Raw genomic sequence first — 16,050 nt, forward strand, 5'->3', positions numbered from 1 at the left:
GCGATAGAATTGCAAACTGCAATTCTACCTGTAGTCTGATCTATTGACCATCACAAACAGATCAGCGCAATCCGCTCGTTTTTTGCCTTGATAGGAACACACATTTCAGAATCAGCAGCCACTATTTTTTGCAAAGAACCACGGCCCACGGCCGTCGCTCTAAAATCTCGATTACCAACCACATACAGTTCACCATCCAGATCTTTTCCAAAGCCTGTAATGTGTATGTCTATCGCAGGGTTGACGTTAAACTCTCTAAGCTGATCATCCTGATTGATAAAAAAAAGACGGCCATCGGCTCTAGCAAAACTTCGTCCCCAGTCTGCAAAAACATAGGTTCCTGACAAAGCTGGTATAGCTTGCCCATCATACTCATAACCAGCGATAACAGAGATTCCTTCCTCGTGATCGTATTCTACGATAGGATCCATCAGAAGAGGAATAGACACTCCGCTCGGTGGCGTTGTACTTACAAAAGTGCTGCCATCAATGACAGAGAAGAAAAAACTGCCTTCTTTATAATTCCAGCCAAAATTAGTGCCTGCAGCTGACAAGGGAATACGGTTTACCTCTTCAATCGCGTCTTGGCCCACATCACCGATAAATAGTTGGGGAGTGGTCGAATTACTATTTTCGATACTAAATCGATACGGGTTCCGTAAGCCGTATACAAAAATTTCATCTAACCCTGGTTGACCGACAAATGGGTTGCCAACAGGCACCGCATAGCGACCATTACTGGGCGAAGGCGTATCCACATCGATGCGCAAAATTGATCCCAATGGATTGAGGTTGTTCCGCCCATTTCCATCGCTGCCATGACCATCACCTTCATCGTTGGCCGACCCACCATCTCCAAGAGCTATGTAGAGGTACCCGTCGGGCCCAAACTCTAACATCCCGCCATTGTGGTTAAATTGCGGCTGATCCACTATCAGCAACTCTCTTTCGGCACTCGCAGCACTAGAGCTGTTTAAAGGATTAGTCACCACCCACTCTGATATCACGGTCATGTGGTCGGGAACTTCCATTCCAGTCCTTGTGCTGAAGTGGGCCGTGTTCGCCACGTAATCTGATGAAATGTAGGTAAATACTTTGCGGTTTGATGCATAGTTTGGATGAAATGCAAACCCTAGCATCCCTCTTTCGTCGTAGCCCTCAAAACTGCTGCCGGCAAACAACTGCCCGAAATTACTCACAAGGTTAGCGCTAAAATCCAGGAATAACTGCTTAGCTCCACTTTCTAAGTTAACTCGCCAAACTTGCCCACCTTGCTCCACTACGTACAGCGATCCTGGCTGATCTGGCGCAGCCAGTGCCAACACAGGCGCGGTAAATTCATCAGCCACCATTTCCAGCGACACTTCAACGCCATCTTTTAGGATATCTGAAGAAATGGGGTTAACAGTAGAGCAGGTTACATCATCACTTTGTACATCAAGCTTTAACCCACATGGCAATGTTGCTGGAGGAGAAATAGTTTCGTTCGGATTGCCATTAAAGCGAATAAGATTAACCTCTCCTGGTCGCCAACCTGGCTGGGTACCGGCCGTAATTTCTGCAATATAGGTCGACGACCCTCCATCGCTCAAACTCGAAATGTCCTGTAAAGATTGTTTTAGGGCAACTTCTGAATTTCCACTGCTCATTAGGTTGGTAAAATACGCGCTACGAATAGACCAACCGTATTGATTCCAGCCGTTACCACCACCCCCTCTTTCATGACAAAGCTGGCACACAGAATCATCTGAGTCTGATGATGGGTAGACTTCACCCCACCATTGTAGATAGTCATCCCGCGCTAACCCCTGAAGGGGCGCTAAGATCAGAGTTGTAGCTAAGATACTTATCTTGGCAATACTCGCTCTGGTGTTTTTCATTAACTAACTCATTAAATTTTGAAACATACCAGAGACTTCTTCTTCAGGTTGTTCGCCTGAAAATCCCGATGCAGTTCGAGGGAACACCGTATCCCCTGAGTTAGGTTGTACCCAATCACAAACACTGGCAAACATTGAATCCAGATCAGTTCTAGGTTCAATATCAGGCGTGCGCAAGGAGGAGTCGTCGTACTTATCGACTTCATCGTCTTGAAACATTTCTCCATAAACACCACCCGTAACGCCCTCACCAATTATGAACATAGTATTACCCTTACCATGATCAGTTCCTGCATCTCCATTGTCTCTTATCTGACGACCAAATTCTCCAGCCACAGTAATGACCATTTTTTGTCTATCGACGGAGTTTAGGCTTTCCCACAATGCAGAGAAACCAGAATGCAAAGCATTAGAATCACTTGGGCTGGCCCCGAACTGGCCACCAAAAATATCCTTAAAACCGCTTTCGATACCTCTGTTTACGTTCGGGTCATTTATGTCTAGGTTACCCGCGTTTTGTCTTTGGTCACCATGGCTATCCCATCCACCGTAATACATCGATACGGTGCGTACATTTAACAAATCATTGGCGGCTAACACGTCATATAAGTTTCGTATTTGAGCACCAAAGCTGTAGCCACTTCTCAAGACCCGTCTGGCATCGCCACTTGAATCTGGGTTAACCGCTTGTCCTCCAATTTCAACACCATTACGTAAAGCGTCAATCAGCAGAGGAAGCGGCAAGTCCGACAACCTATCTCGAATAAGCTCACCGAACTGGCGTACTTTCTGCTCATGATCTCTAAACTTCTCATACGCTAAAGAAATTTGTTCGTTTCTCAAGCCTGTGTAATATTGTTTTAAAGCACGGGCCATTCGCTCATTGGGCCTATACAGTTGATCTTGAGTTAAGTCAGCCTCATTTAGCCCCATTTCTCGAGAATTTTGCACCGCAACTAGATCTCGATTATCAATCCCATTGACATCGTAGTTTGGTGCACTCCCAACCGGGCCAAAAGTAAAAGGTAACGGTGAGTTTGTAATCGCTATCGAATTGCCACCCGCCGATCGCGCTAGTCGTCCACCCCAGCCAGAGCGATCAGAATCATTCAACCCTGAAAGCAGGTTGCCTTGGTGCATTTGTAAACTAGACAAATCATGCGCCCTATTGCGCCCACCTACGGCATTGGAAACGATAGCCACATTCCCAGCGCGAAACATGTCTATTAACCAACCAGCGTGTTTCCAAATACCGAACGTCACCCCGTTATTAATTCCTGCAATATCTACTAGGCTGCCATTCCAATTACTACCGCCTACTGTGATCTTATAATAATCATCACTCCAGCGTTGTTGCCATGTACTAGAATCTTCGGTTAAATCATGAGCCCGCCACCGATTACTCCAATATTTGTAACCAAAGCTATTTTGATTGCTATCAAATTCAGGAACAATGAAATGTCGTATATCAGGGCCACCACTCAAAAACAGATTTACTAATAAGTTATTTTGTACTGGCTCAAACCCCGCTAATGCTGGCTTAATAATCCCTGGGGTACCGCCCACACCATAAATTAGTGAACCGTAAAGAGCGGATTGTAAAAAGTGTCGTCTATTCATTTTATTGACCCTCCGCAAACACAAACGGGGTAGCAAAGATAAAGGCTAAAGCGGTATGGATACGTTCATTGGCGCGCCGTTTCTCGATCGGATCAGTGTCTGTTAGCCCAATGTCCACAGCCGCTAGTTCTGAAACTAAACCTCTCAAATAGGGGTATGGATCTTGATTACTATTTGTGAGCTCGTCTCCGGTAAACGTCAAGTTGAAAGCGTCTTGTTCAGTCTGAGAATACTCACCGCTACTTCGTCGACAATAATCATCCCAGGAATCGTAAGCCATTAAATCTGAAAGACTATTTTGAGAGACACCATCTTCAAGTCGATCATCTCTCAAACACAGTAGATAGTTTAGATCAAAGTACGGAAACCGGTTATTAACTTGCCAAGATGGCTCAGTGCCATCTTCCCTTGGTAAACGCTTTGCACCAAGAATAGACAACAATTGGCTTCGCTCAAGCGCTGTATAATTATCGAGATTTCCAACAACGTGTATCCATAACCACTTAGCGACGTAATCAGCCGAGTAGCCGCCTCTGTAGACTGGAATTACTTTGGTCCAATCTTTAATCCATGATTGACCTAGATCACAACCGTCACAACCGGCGGACAAATTACTCTCAAATTGCCAATGATATTGAGTTGCTGCTCGATTATAGTTCTTTTCAAACGAAACGGCCGAATCGGAGGCTTCCAAAGAATTCTGGTTACCGAATACATTGTGCAATGGTTCAAACACTTCACTGGCATTATCACCCGCCATTACATCGTCAGTATCCCGTCCAGCTCGTCCATCACTATTATCGCCACTCAAAAATGCTTCTATATTATCGATATTGAATTTATTTGCGATGTAGTATGCGCGCTCATAGCTGGTAAGAAACTTAGAGTGATCATCTCCATGAAACATTTCAGACACTGCATAGGCTCGAATGAATGTCAGAAAGTCTTTGTTGGTGCCGAGTCTGGCCCAAGCCGTTCTTAACTGCTCCCGTTTAGCTTCTGTTAGGCTGTCGTCAGCCAACGTATTGATAATATATACAGGCAGATTTTTCAGACTCTCAGGATGAGAAATGGAAATCGGCATTAAGTTGTCTATTTTTGCCGCCGCATCCACGCCGGTAATATTATGCCCTAAGATTCTTAATGGCCCGAATTCATCACGATGATGGTCGTCAGTCTCGAATGTAACCTTAGTATCGAAACCAAAATCCTGAATATAAGGCACTCGCATGTCTGTGAGCATCTTGCCTGTATTATCAATCGTTACGTCTTCATGAGTCGGGTCATCCCCACCGAAAATACCAAAAAACAATTGGTGGATTTCTCGTGCAAAGTCATGGTTACCCTCTAGGATGTACTTTCGTATTCGATCACCATCAACATCCACCCAACGTTCAACCCATTGATTTCGCCGATGACCATATTGCATAGCGACCGCGGCCGATTTCGCAGCAACCCCCATAACTTCGTGGTAAGGCACTCGTTGTTCATGAGCCTGCATAATCGCATCGTAATAAGCGACCATTTGCCGCCTGCTGACTCCGGCATTTCTGTTGGTCGCTAGGTGATAATTAGTCTCCCAAAAGCCGATTCGTTGGCGAAAGGGGTTGAGCCCTCTCATTGCGATCATACGACCAAACGTAGACGCAAATCGATACCCATCAATCCCAAGATATTGTCGTTGATCTGGTCTGATGGGTATATTGGAACTTTCCGACCCTATGTAGTCATAGAATTCAGTTAACGTTCCATGATTAGTAGCAGGCTCAGTGTATTTTTCATTTCTTAGTATTGGGGAAAGCTTCAAATTATGCTGGTTAAAATTTAGCATCTCGGCGATGGCCGAGTTAGGACGCATGTCAGCCCAAGTCTTTATTTGAGCATCGGTTGCGTGACCACCAAATGCGAAAATCTTCAACACTTTTCTCACGGCTCTTTGATCCCAAGAGCTTCGTGTCAAAACAGGTAAAGACAACCTGGTAGGGTTGCTGGACTCTAAACCCAACGCATTAAGCGTTACCACCAATCCGCCTTTAACGGAAATCTCAATTCGGTTTTCAGACTGCAACTGTGAAAGTGGTATGGAATAGCAATTTTCACCCAAGACAGGTTGATTTTGACCCCGTTGGATAACGCCATTTATTCGAAGCGTTAAATTACTTGTGGTGACAGCTTTATTCGCATCTAGCTGAAAACAATACTCAACATCCCTATTCGGGGAGCGAAACCCAGTAGTAAAGCTCTGACTTACTTCCCTGCTTGTGTCGTCAAATTCATTAATCTCCAAGTCTATATTGGTTTCTTCTAACAATAGTGTATTAACTACCGTTAGTACAGCGGCCACTCTTCTTTGTTCAGATTGGGCTTTTACATCAAGGCTTGATATAAGAAAGAATAATAGAAGGGAAGAAAGCAAAAGCTTACCAAAACTAAAACCATTTCTGGTTACGAGATTATTTATCTGGATATCGGAAGCAATTAAAGAAACGGCTTCGCCATCACAGCATTTATCTGTATTGAACATATAGAGTCTAATTCACTGTGGCGAACTGACATGCGCTAAGTGACAAGGAGGCTTGCACTTCATGCGACTTGCTGTAATAGATCCACATCTGGTTCGAGATCCATATCAGCACGGTGAGTCTGCCGTTATAAGTTGCGTTCGAACCCCTACCTAACCCACAAGTATGATATGCGGGAGCTCATAAGTTCGCAAACCATCTTTATATCTATTAAAAATAGTTAAAAAAAGCCTATTAATCTTAGGTTTAGCAACCTGTGACTAATTTTGTAAGGCTTTGCTGACAATTTCTGACACATCTTTAGCCAGGTCTTTTTGATTGAAAAGCCTTTCTAACTGAGCCTTCATCAAGCTTCGATGTGGTTCAGAAAAACTCTTCCAATTGTTAAACGTGCCTGTAAGTCTCGCTGCTACTTGAGGGTTAATTTTATTGAGCTCAATGATTTTACCAATCAAATACTCATAACCGGCCCCATCTTTTCTATGAAAACCTCGAGGATTAGAAGTAAATGCTCCGACAAGAGAACGCACTTTATTCGGATTATTCAGAGAGAATGAAGGATGAGACGACAATCGTCTGACCTCTTCAAGTACCGATAATCTTGGACTGGTGGCCTGCAAAGCAAACCATTTATCCATCACTAAAGCCTGATCACTCCACTGGTCGTAAAAGTGTTCGACCAATACGTTTCTGTCTGGGTAGTTCGATTGAATAAGGGCCGCAAACGCTGCCAATCGGTCCGTCATGTTATTAGCCATATGATATTGATGGCTAGCCAGCGCATGATAAGCCGCTTGATCGGTTGCCACCAAATAGGATAATGCCGTGTTTTTAAGCGCCCTTTCAGCCATCGCGTCTGCGGATAAAGAAAACTCGGCTCTTTGATTATTGGACGCGTAAATGACGTGAAACTGTGACTCCAAATCTCTCGACAACCTTGTTATACATGCCTCTCTCACCTCGACAACTTTAATAGGATCTACATTTTCCACTAAGCTCGTGATATAAGAAGCCGACGGCAGCGATAGCATTTCTGAGTATATGGCTTTGTCTTCTGGAGGAGATTCAATTAAAGACGTCAAGGCAACAAGTAATACACTGTATGCCTCATCACTGATACTTTCAGATTCTAATGCTTCAATAATTATCCTGAGGCTTAACTCCTGCATGGCTTCCCAACGAGAAAAGCCGTTATCGTCTATCTTTATCAATCTAGACAACTCTTCATCAGTCCTAGAAACCGTAAGCTTTATTGGAGCTGAAAAATCTCTCAATAATGACAAAATTGGCTTATCGCTCAAACCATCGTAAACAAACTTCTGACGGGCTTGCGTAAGTGAGAGGGTTTCTTCTTCGATTTTCGTTCCCTGTGAGGAAAATAATGCCATCTTAATTGGAATTTGAAATGGTTCTTTGGTTGGCTGGTTTGGCGTTGGTGGGCAGCTTTGTATCATGGTTATTATCAATCGCCCATCTTGATACTCTTGCTCTACATTTACTGTCGGTGTTCCTGATTGTGTGTACCAACGCCGAAATTGAGATAAATCCGTATTATTAGCTGCCTCCATACAGCCTACGAAATCCTCCGTAGTAACCGCCTGACCATCGAACTTAGAAAAATAGAGATCGGTACCATTTCTAAACCCTTTTGCTCCCAGTAAACTATGGAGCATTCTAATCACTTCAGCTCCTTTTTCATAAATGGTGACCGTGTAGAAATTATTAATTTCTTGATACGATTCAGGTCGAATTGGATGCGACATAGGGCCAGCATCTTCCTTAAACTGATAGGCTCTAAGCGTTTGAACATCGCGAATTCTCTTAACCGCCCTGGAACCCATATCCGCGCTGAATTCTTGATCTCGAAAAACGGTAAACCCTTCTTTTAAACTTAGTTGAAACCAGTCTCGACAAGTAACTCGGTTTCCCGACCAGTTATGAAAGTATTCATGACCAATGACGCTTTCTATACCTTCGAAGTCGGTATCTGTTGCAGTCTGTTGGTCTGCTAACACGTATTTCGAGTTGAACACATTCAACCCCTTATTCTCCATTGCCCCCATATTGAAGTCATCAACAGCAACGATGTTATAGATTGACAGGTCGTATTCTCTGCCATAGTTTTGTTCATCCCACACCATCGAATCTTTAAGCGCCTTCATTGCGTGGTCACATTTACCGATATTATGTTCTTGTGTGTAAATGTTTAACTCGACCTTTTGTCCACTGGCAGTCACAAAGTGATCGCTGATGTACTTAAGATTACCCGCAACAAGGGCAAAAAGGTAACAAGGTTTAGGATGAGGGTCATGCCAACAGGCCAGATGAGTACCATCACTATTATCATCACTTGATATTAGGTTTCCATTAGACAATAAGATGGGACACTCTGACTTTTCGGCTATTAGCGTAACAGTGTACACACTCAACACATCCGGTCTGTCTGGAAAATAGGTTATTCGTCGAAAGCCTTCCGCCTCACATTGCGTACAGAAATTACCACTGGATTTATAAAGACCAGACAACTCAGTATTTAAGCTGGGTTTAAGTTGAGTTGTGATTTCCAATTCAAATTCGTTCAAATCCGTAAAAATGACCAAACATTGAGCTTCTAACTCAAACTCGTTATCAGCCAATATTCGACCATTGAGCTTTAAACCTAATAAGTCCATTTTTTCGCCATCTAAAACAACCGAGCGTTGATGGATATCGTTTCTGATGACAGAGATCACGGAAACCACGGTCGCCAGTTCCCCGGATAACGTTATAGTAAGATCGACGGTAGGTACTAAAAAATCTGGCTTTCGGTAATCCTTAAGGTAAACAGTTGCAGGTTCCAGCGAGCGTGTGAGGTCTAATTCTGTCATGATTATTTGAATGTGTTCCAAACGGGCGTTAGTGTTTTAGGCAAAGGTTCGAATCGTCCCAGCTTTGCCCATGGTTGGTGCTCGGAATGAAAGTCCGAACCGGTAGAGCCAAATAAATTAAATTTCTCCGCCAAGTCAGTCAACATAGCTATTTGTTGTTTATCCGTTGACGCAGTGCATATTTCCATTCCCTTCACACCGGCCGCCACCATATCTTTAATGAGCCAACTAAGTTTGGTTCTTGTCAGTTTATACCTCGTAGGATGGGCTAACACGGCGACTCCGCCGCCGGCAGTGATTGCCGGACCAATCTGTGCCAGGTCTGGCCAACGCATAGGTACATAGCCCGTTTTCCCTTTAACTAAGTACCGTTTAAAAGCTTGCTTTTTATCTTTAGCCAAACCAAGTTCAATCAAGGCCTCAGCAAAATGAGGCCGAGTGGGAACTCCATTTTTAGGTATTTTAGATTGAACAGCCAGCCTAATATCGATGCCATTCTGTTCAAAATCCTCGTACATAGCCTCCGCTCTAAGGAGACGTCTCTGCTTATTCTCTTTTATCACCGCAAGCAGTGTCTTCTCTTTGGGGTCAATATTTAAACCCACAATGTGAATAAGTCGTTGCTCCCAAGTGCAAGACAGTTCAATACCATTAATCAATGTGATTGAACTATTTTCGGCCGCCTTATGAGCCTCAGCTAAACCATCAACTGTATCGTGGTCAGTTAACGCTAAATGAGTAATTGATTGCTGATCAGCCAACTGAATGACCTCAGCGGGACTTAAATCGCCATCCGAATAGAAAGAATGGCAGTGAAGGTCATGTTTCATTTGATGTCTAATCGGGAATTAGTCTTATTCGGTAGCGACGTATACATCATCATAATCTATCAGATCTAATGGAAACCGATATATTGGTTCGTATTCAGCCCCTGAATTTGTTAACACGCTTTCATACAAAACTACTTCATCAAAATAAATTGGACAATCTATTTTAGTCGGCACTGCTCCCGCAAACTCATTTCGACTGTGACGATATCGGGCTAACGTCACGTGTGGAATAAATTTACGTTTATCAATGAGTAACCCCGTCGCATTGACCGAAGACAATACCTGCCGATGAATATTAATAAGACTGTCGTTTTTTTCCAACAGAGCAGCCATTAGTTTAGGTTTTGTTTCAGGAAATGGGCTTAACATAGCAACATTTACCGTGAACTCGGATTCGATTAAGGTCTGATCAAGAGTCTCTGCCAATGTTTCTAGATTTGACTGTTCCTGCTCACCCAGAAAAGCTAGTGTGACATGATAGTTTTCTTGATCTACCCACCTCAGTGCTCCACTTTTATCTTGATACGACATCTTCGCAGCAAGATCTCCGAGTTGATTTGAGGCTTCCTGCGGTATGCTCAATGCAATGAATGTTCTTAGAGTCATGATAATTAATGCTTAATGATACTCACCTAGAATACCACTGCTATGGTAGAGTTAAGCGGTCTTTTAATGAATTATTCAAGCTAACGAGGCACTAAGCAGGTGAGATTATGACAATAAGCACGACAGAAAAAAATTCGCTTATTCAAGAACTTGCTCAGTTAAAACAAGACCACAGAGAACTGGACATAGCCATAGAAGATTTAGCAAAAACCTTACAGACTAATCAGTTGGAAGTAAGCCGATTAAAAAGAAGAAAGCTAAAGCTTAAAGATGCAATTGCCAAATTAGAAAGTAAGATGATTCCCGACTTACACGCCTAATGGATACCCTTCTTTTTAACAACTAACTTTTTGGATTATTAAAGCGCCCTCTCACCAGAAAGCTGATCACTTGATGGATAACAAGTCTATTTTTCATCATGAAGGTATGACTAACTGGCAAGATTACATGATCTTTCATTCCTTCAACTTTGGTGTTCTCTACTGATACTTTTCCGTCATTAGGGTTTGGTAACATCATCGATAGAATCGGATTAAAAGACCTATTCCCTGCAATTACTCCGAGATTAAAATCCACAGGACCTAAACTGTTTGGAACACTGTCATTTGTGGTGCCTAACTGCAATCCTGCTGGCCCATTGAAAAATTCAAATCCAGGCACGTTGGATATTTTATCCACCACTTCGCTTCCTTTATTTGGTGGCCCTAACATCACTACATTTTTTAGGTTTTCTATTGAGTGTTGCGATAAAAATTGTCTGACAAGTATCCCCCCCATCGAATGCGTCACGAAACTAATTTCGCTCTCTTTTGGACACTTTCTAAGAGCGTCATCAATGGCAGTTTTAGCTAATTTATCTATCGAATTCTTTCGAGATGGGTATGATTGGTTTACGGTATGAAAACCCTCGTTATTAAGTGCGGATTGCATACGGTTCATGGATCCGATGGTTCTCGCCAATCCATGCAATAAAATCACACACTCTTTGCTCATAGCGTTTGCCGATCACCCAAAAAAGAGCAACAGAAAAACAAAGTTCTTATTCAACTTGGCTTACAGATACTGTTTGACTATCTGATTTTCTATCAAACAGAATCAACCCTTTAAGCAAATTAAATGCCTCATTAAGCTGATAATCTCCGGCTAATAATTGCTTGGTTTCGTCTGTATTAGACTCACCTTCTACGTCACGTTCATTATCTAGGTGCCCAGGAAGATCGTTCTCCTTAATCCTTTTAAACGTTTGTGTGGTCTCTTTAAACTCTCTTTGCTGAACAATAACATCAGGGACAATACCTGCAGCTTGAATAGAACGACCACTTGGCGTGAAATAGCGCGCTGTTGTTAATTTTATTGCATCGGCATCATTGATATTAAGCACTGTTTGAACAGAACCCTTTCCAAATGTTTCCGTTCCCATCACGATTGCTCTTTTATGGTCCTGCAATGCACCGGCGACTATTTCAGAAGCGCTTGCCGAGCCACCATTCACCAAAACAACAATAGGCTTACCATCAATCAGATCAACCGCGGTCGCCTCATAATCTTTTTTGCTGCTGTCACTTCTACCTTTGGTACTCACCAAATTCCCTTGAGTAATAAAAGTGTCGGATATTGAAACTGCGCTGGTCAGTAAGCCGCCAGGATTATTTCTTAGGTCTAATACTAAGCCTGAAAAGCTTTTTCCTTGCCTTAGCATTTTTAATTGCTTTCGAAAATTTGCACTGGTGTTTAACTGAAATTGGGTTACCCGTAAATACCCAATTTCGTCACTTAATCGTTTACGCTTAACCGAACTCAATTTCACTATAGCCCGAGTTATCTCTAAATCGAACGGGTCCGGCTCCGACTCACGTAAAATAGTTAAGGTAATATTGGTGCCTTGCTCCCCCCTCATTTTCTCTGTGGCTTCATTTAAGGTCAACCCAGATATAACCTCTCCGTTAATTCGTATGATTAAATCACCCGATTTAATCCCAGCCTTGGCAGCTGGGGTATCATCAATTGGTGCTATAACCTTTACAAAACCACCTTCCATTACAACTTCTAAGCCCAAGCCCGTAAATTGTCCTTTTGTGTCTTCATCCAACTCTTGGTAACTATCGCCTTTTAAATAGACAGAGTGCGGATCCAATCCCGCCAACATTCCTTCAACAGCGTAATCTAACAATTGCTCGTCAGTCACAGGTTCGACGTAGCTGAGTTTTATTCGCGTAAAAATATCGGCAAATGTTTTTATTTGCTCAAGCGGTAACGGTGTTTGTTCTTCTGAGGTCTCATTTTTTTCTACTTGATCAACCCGTGTTTGAGAATCCGTTTTATCTATTTCTTCAACTTCTTGAGCGCTTAACAACGAAGAAAAAGCCAAAACCATGAGGCTACTGATTACATAAGAAAACTTAATTCTACTGCGCATATTTTTTCTAAACCTCATTTTACTTGCACCAAATACTAGGGTTAATGGGTGCTGTATTGTTTCGTATCTCAAAGTATAGACCGGGGCTTTTTAAGCCTCCTGTCATACCAGACTTAGAAATAATCTCGTTCGTGATTATGGTATCTCCAACTTTCTTATAGAGTACCTCATTGTGACCGTACAAACTAATGTGGTTGTCACCGTGATCCACAATAATAAGTAAGCCAAACCCCTTTAGAAAATCAGAGAACAACACTTGACCTCGAAATATAGATCGAACTGGCGTAGAAACCCCCGTCTCGTAAAATACCCCTTCAGACTTCATTCCAGAACTTACTAAACGTTCGCCAAATCGCGTTCTTGGAGCTTGATCAAGGGGGCAAGACAATCTGCCTTTTTGTTTAGAAAACCCGCCTTTTACTAACTTTCTGGGTTTCTTTTTAGGTGTTTCTTTTACTTTCGACTCTTCAAGTGCTTTTAGTTCTGCTGCTCTGCGTTTTCGTTGTATTTCTGCCAATTCCAGTTTTCTTTTCTGCAATGTCTTAAGCAAAGAGTTTAATCGGGACCTATCCTGTTTGAGTTTTTCTAGCTTACTCTCATTGCTAACCACCTTCGCATTGAGTTTTTTTACCGCTAATTTCCTCGACTCACTTTGTTTTTCTTGCGTTTGCATTAGAAAATTTTGTTCTTGCTCTAATGACTGTAGTTCTAATATTTGCTTCCTTCGCTCTTCTGCTACCTGATTCGAGGCCATCAATTGTTCTTCTAATTCATTGAAGCGTTGCTCTATTGCAAGAGCAAAATACGATCGATAATTGCTCAACCTCCCCACTGCATAGGGGTTTTCTTGATTGAGCATCGTTTTTAGCTGGTTCGTAATTCCATTTTTGTGGTTGCTTTGAATTAGATTAGCCAGAGAGAGCCTACTTTGTGTTTGTTTATTCGCAAGTTCCTCTTGCTGTATTTTCAAGGCAGCTAGCTCTGCCTTTGCTATTCGAATCTTGGCCTTAAATTCATTAATACTCTTGGCTAATTTATGTATCTTACGTTCGATATCCAATAAGCCAGATTCTTCTTTTAGAAGTCTAGTCTTGTTCGCATTAAGACTACGGCTAATATTTTGTATTTCTTTAGTAACATTATCCAACGATGTTTGATAACTGTCTTCCGTTTGCGCATAAGTAATGCTTTGCGCATTAAAGTAAAGGCAAAGTAATACAAAAAAAAATAGGCGACTTGAGCTGATCATTTTTTACTGATGGGCGTACCAATTGGAAACAGATTACTAATTACTAAATGTAACGCACAAAGGCCCTATTTTCTTGGGTTTTAGCATTCAAATCTTAGGACTGTACTGTATAATTCGCGCTTTGAATTATAGCTTGGGCCTTGGCGTCCGACACTTATATGTTTATTGATTTTATTAACCAGAATATTATCTGGTTTGTCGCTTGGGCGGTGCTATTTAACTTAGTCATCTTTTCATTTCTTAGAGGTGGTGTAAGTGGTGCTAACTTTGTGTCTGCGCTTGAACTACCGGCGCTTCAGCGTGGTGGTAAATCCATCGTAATTGATGTCAATAAGCCTGATCAATTTTCTGTTTCTCATATTCCAAAATCTATCAACGTACCGCTTGAAGATTTTGAAGATTCCAATAAGGATCTTCTGAAATCCAAGGACAAAACGGTTATTTTGACCTGCCACACAGGCGGTCGAAGCCAAAGTGCTGCCAAAAAGTTGGTTGCAATGGGGTTTTCAAACGTTAATATTCTACGCGGTGGACTAATTGCCTGGACAAAGGAAAACCTTCCTGTTGCTAGCATTCAACCGAACAAAAACTAAAGATACTTAATAAACTATTATGGCTGAAGAACAAGCTCACGCTTTCGATATACGTAAAATATACCTCAAAGACTCGTCTGTAGAGTCCCCTAATGCACCAGGAATATTTTTAGATGACCCTTCTAAACCTGAAGTTTCTATCGAAGCTTCGATCAAGACAGCTAAGCTTGATCAAGATGACTTTTTTGAAGTTGTTCTAGGGATGACGGTCACATCAAAAATGGGCGAAAAGACTGCATTTTTGGTGGAAGTACTACAAGCTGGTGTTTTCCACATTTCTGGCCTTACAGAAGAAGACATTCCATTGGCTCTCGAAATCGCTTGTCCAAATATTTTGTTGCCTTTTGCTCGTGAAGCTATTTCTGATCTTGTAGGTAAGGCAGGGTTCCCACAATTATTGCTCTCTCCTATTAATTTCGAAGCTTTGTTTCAACAAAAGCAAGCTCAACTAAAAGCGGCCTCTGAAGAAGCATCGCAACAGGAAGCACCTGCACAGTAAGAAAATTGTTATTAATATAGGTGAAAAGCGCGAACCATATTGTTCGCGCTTTTTTTACTTAGCGTATCAGGTTTCAAATTGTTAATTATATGTGAGCTCGTTGTGATTAATTGCATCGTATAATGGTCCTTATTTAGACAAGATGGAGGTTGTTGAAAATATGAAAATCACTCGCGTTATCTTATTATTATTTGTTTTTTCATTTATTCAGGCATGTAGCAGCACTAACAAAACGGTGTCGTATGAATGGAATCAAAGTAAGGACCCCTTAGAAGGATTAAACCGTTCTATTTATTCGTTTAACACTACTGCGGATAGACTGGTTTTAAGGCCAATAGCAAAGGGCTACGATGCTGTGCTTCCTAAACCAGCGAAAACTGGTGTTTCGAACTTTTTTTCAAACCTAGGAGAGCCAATAAGCGCTGTTAATAATTTACTGCAAGGTAAGGTTGACCGAGCTCTAGGAAACACCTATCGGTTTGTCGTTAACAGCACAATCGGTGTTCTTGGTTTATTCGATGTAGCAAAACATCAAGGTGTTAATAAGACACCCGAAGATCTAGGGCAAACCCTTGCTGTTTGGGGTGTAAAACCCGGCCCCTATTTGATGCTTCCATTTTTAGGGCCAACTAATCTCCGCGATGGGATTGGAAGAAGCGTCTCAAGCGCTGTTTATTATCCTATTAACGAAATCAGTGACAATGGTGGCACGCGGTTAGGACTAACGGCGTTGGACTTAGTCGACAGTCGCGCAAAGTTATTGGGGATAGATTCTGCTCTTGAGAAGCAACTTGATCCTTATATTTTCATTAAGACCACCGTTGAGAATGGTCGTACAGATTCAATCAATGACGGTAAAGTTATAGAAGAAGAATTTGATTTTTAGATTTTGCATTGATGTTAATCATGGAGCCTTATTGATTGTTTCAATAAGGCTCTTTTTTGTCGTCTTTACGACCGATAGGTGG

At 42.1% G+C, this 16,050-nt stretch carries 13 protein-coding genes; 4 read left to right on the forward strand and 9 right to left on the reverse strand.

The window, feature by feature from the left end; translation table 11 throughout:
• Positions 1-50 precede the first annotated feature (50 nt).
• The 6 genes from ABWW54_RS02550 to thpR all read right to left on the reverse strand — a co-directional run bounded on the left by ABWW54_RS02550 (position 51) and on the right by thpR (position 10,325).
• Entirely contained in the window at positions 51-1,880 is a 1,830-nt protein-coding gene (locus tag ABWW54_RS02550; protein WP_353409787.1) for a PQQ-dependent sugar dehydrogenase, read from the reverse strand.
• A gap of 3 nt (positions 1,881-1,883) precedes the next feature.
• Positions 1,884-3,500, reverse strand: a complete 1,617-nt coding sequence (locus ABWW54_RS02555; protein WP_353409789.1) for a DUF1501 domain-containing protein — start codon at positions 3,498-3,500, stop codon at positions 1,884-1,886.
• Between the two features lies 1 nt (position 3,501).
• Positions 3,502-6,024, reverse strand: coding sequence for a hypothetical protein (locus ABWW54_RS02560; RefSeq protein WP_353409791.1), 2,523 nt, complete (start codon positions 6,022-6,024; stop codon positions 3,502-3,504).
• A gap of 258 nt (positions 6,025-6,282) precedes the next feature.
• The gene (gene pepN / locus ABWW54_RS02565) at positions 6,283-8,889 is read right to left on the reverse strand and encodes an aminopeptidase N (RefSeq protein ID WP_353409793.1); all 2,607 of its coding nucleotides are present in this window, start codon (positions 8,887-8,889) and stop codon (positions 6,283-6,285) included.
• Positions 8,890-8,891: 2 nt separating this feature from the next.
• On the reverse strand, positions 8,892-9,719 hold the full coding sequence (locus ABWW54_RS02570) for a PHP domain-containing protein (protein WP_353409795.1): 828 nt from the start codon (positions 9,717-9,719) through the stop codon (positions 8,892-8,894).
• A gap of 24 nt (positions 9,720-9,743) precedes the next feature.
• Positions 9,744-10,325: an RNA 2',3'-cyclic phosphodiesterase gene (gene thpR, locus ABWW54_RS02575; RefSeq protein WP_353409797.1), complete on the reverse strand. Its 582-nt coding sequence runs from the start codon at positions 10,323-10,325 to the stop codon at positions 9,744-9,746.
• A 107-nt stretch (positions 10,326-10,432) separates the two neighbouring features.
• Here thpR and ABWW54_RS02580 point away from each other — a divergent pair, with 107 nt between their 5' ends.
• On the forward strand, positions 10,433-10,645 hold the full coding sequence (locus ABWW54_RS02580) for a DUF465 domain-containing protein (protein ID WP_353409799.1): 213 nt from the start codon (positions 10,433-10,435) through the stop codon (positions 10,643-10,645).
• Positions 10,646-10,667: 22 nt separating this feature from the next.
• Here ABWW54_RS02580 and ABWW54_RS02585 read toward each other — a convergent pair whose 3' ends face one another.
• From ABWW54_RS02585 to ABWW54_RS02595, 3 genes are read right to left on the reverse strand one after another with little or no spacing between them, the layout of a single operon-like run.
• On the reverse strand, positions 10,668-11,318 hold the full coding sequence (locus tag ABWW54_RS02585) for an esterase/lipase family protein (protein ID WP_353409801.1): 651 nt from the start codon (positions 11,316-11,318) through the stop codon (positions 10,668-10,670).
• A gap of 46 nt (positions 11,319-11,364) precedes the next feature.
• The gene (locus ABWW54_RS02590; RefSeq protein ID WP_353409803.1) at positions 11,365-12,759 is read right to left on the reverse strand and encodes a S41 family peptidase; all 1,395 of its coding nucleotides are present in this window, start codon (positions 12,757-12,759) and stop codon (positions 11,365-11,367) included.
• Between the two features lies 1 nt (position 12,760).
• A complete protein-coding gene (locus tag ABWW54_RS02595) occupies positions 12,761-13,990 on the reverse strand; it encodes a murein hydrolase activator EnvC family protein (RefSeq protein ID WP_353409805.1) in 1,230 nt (409 codons plus the stop codon).
• Between the two features lie 158 nt (positions 13,991-14,148).
• On the opposite strand from ABWW54_RS02595, the gene ABWW54_RS02600 reads away from it, so the two are divergent.
• The 3 genes from ABWW54_RS02600 (at position 14,149) to ABWW54_RS02610 (ending at position 15,968) form a co-directional block, all read left to right on the forward strand.
• On the forward strand, positions 14,149-14,583 hold the full coding sequence (locus ABWW54_RS02600) for a rhodanese-like domain-containing protein (protein ID WP_353409807.1): 435 nt from the start codon (positions 14,149-14,151) through the stop codon (positions 14,581-14,583).
• A gap of 19 nt (positions 14,584-14,602) precedes the next feature.
• Complete coding sequence (gene secB, locus ABWW54_RS02605) at positions 14,603-15,082, forward strand: protein-export chaperone SecB (protein ID WP_353409809.1); 480 nt, start codon at positions 14,603-14,605, stop codon at positions 15,080-15,082.
• 160 nt (positions 15,083-15,242) lie between these two features.
• Entirely contained in the window at positions 15,243-15,968 is a 726-nt protein-coding gene (locus ABWW54_RS02610; protein WP_353409811.1) for an MlaA family lipoprotein, read from the forward strand.
• The last annotated feature ends 82 nt before the right edge of the window (positions 15,969-16,050 follow it).

The sequence above is a fragment of the Arenicella sp. 4NH20-0111 genome, assembly GCF_040366405.1.
Taxonomy (GTDB): domain Bacteria; phylum Pseudomonadota; class Gammaproteobacteria; order Arenicellales; family Arenicellaceae; genus Arenicella.

Excerpts from the sequence above, each read along its gene's own strand:
- ABWW54_RS02550 (WP_353409787.1), bottom strand. The coding sequence starts at position 1,880 with ATGAAAAACACCAGAGCGAGTATTGCCAAGATAAGTATCTTAGCTACA.
- ABWW54_RS02555 (WP_353409789.1), bottom strand. The coding sequence starts at position 3,500 with ATGAATAGACGACACTTTTTACAATCCGCTCTTTACGGTTCACTAATT.
- ABWW54_RS02560 (WP_353409791.1), bottom strand. The coding sequence starts at position 6,024 with ATGTTCAATACAGATAAATGCTGTGATGGCGAAGCCGTTTCTTTAATT.
- pepN (WP_353409793.1), bottom strand. The coding sequence starts at position 8,889 with ATGACAGAATTAGACCTCACACGCTCGCTGGAACCTGCAACTGTTTAC.
- ABWW54_RS02570 (WP_353409795.1), bottom strand. The coding sequence starts at position 9,719 with ATGAAACATGACCTTCACTGCCATTCTTTCTATTCGGATGGCGATTTA.
- thpR (WP_353409797.1), bottom strand. The coding sequence starts at position 10,325 with ATGACTCTAAGAACATTCATTGCATTGAGCATACCGCAGGAAGCCTCA.
- ABWW54_RS02580 (WP_353409799.1), top strand. The coding sequence starts at position 10,433 with ATGACAATAAGCACGACAGAAAAAAATTCGCTTATTCAAGAACTTGCT.
- ABWW54_RS02585 (WP_353409801.1), bottom strand. The coding sequence starts at position 11,318 with ATGAGCAAAGAGTGTGTGATTTTATTGCATGGATTGGCGAGAACCATC.
- ABWW54_RS02590 (WP_353409803.1), bottom strand. The coding sequence starts at position 12,759 with ATGAGGTTTAGAAAAAATATGCGCAGTAGAATTAAGTTTTCTTATGTA.
- ABWW54_RS02595 (WP_353409805.1), bottom strand. The coding sequence starts at position 13,990 with ATGATCAGCTCAAGTCGCCTATTTTTTTTTGTATTACTTTGCCTTTAC.
- ABWW54_RS02600 (WP_353409807.1), top strand. The coding sequence starts at position 14,149 with ATGTTTATTGATTTTATTAACCAGAATATTATCTGGTTTGTCGCTTGG.
- secB (WP_353409809.1), top strand. The coding sequence starts at position 14,603 with ATGGCTGAAGAACAAGCTCACGCTTTCGATATACGTAAAATATACCTC.
- ABWW54_RS02610 (WP_353409811.1), top strand. The coding sequence starts at position 15,243 with ATGAAAATCACTCGCGTTATCTTATTATTATTTGTTTTTTCATTTATT.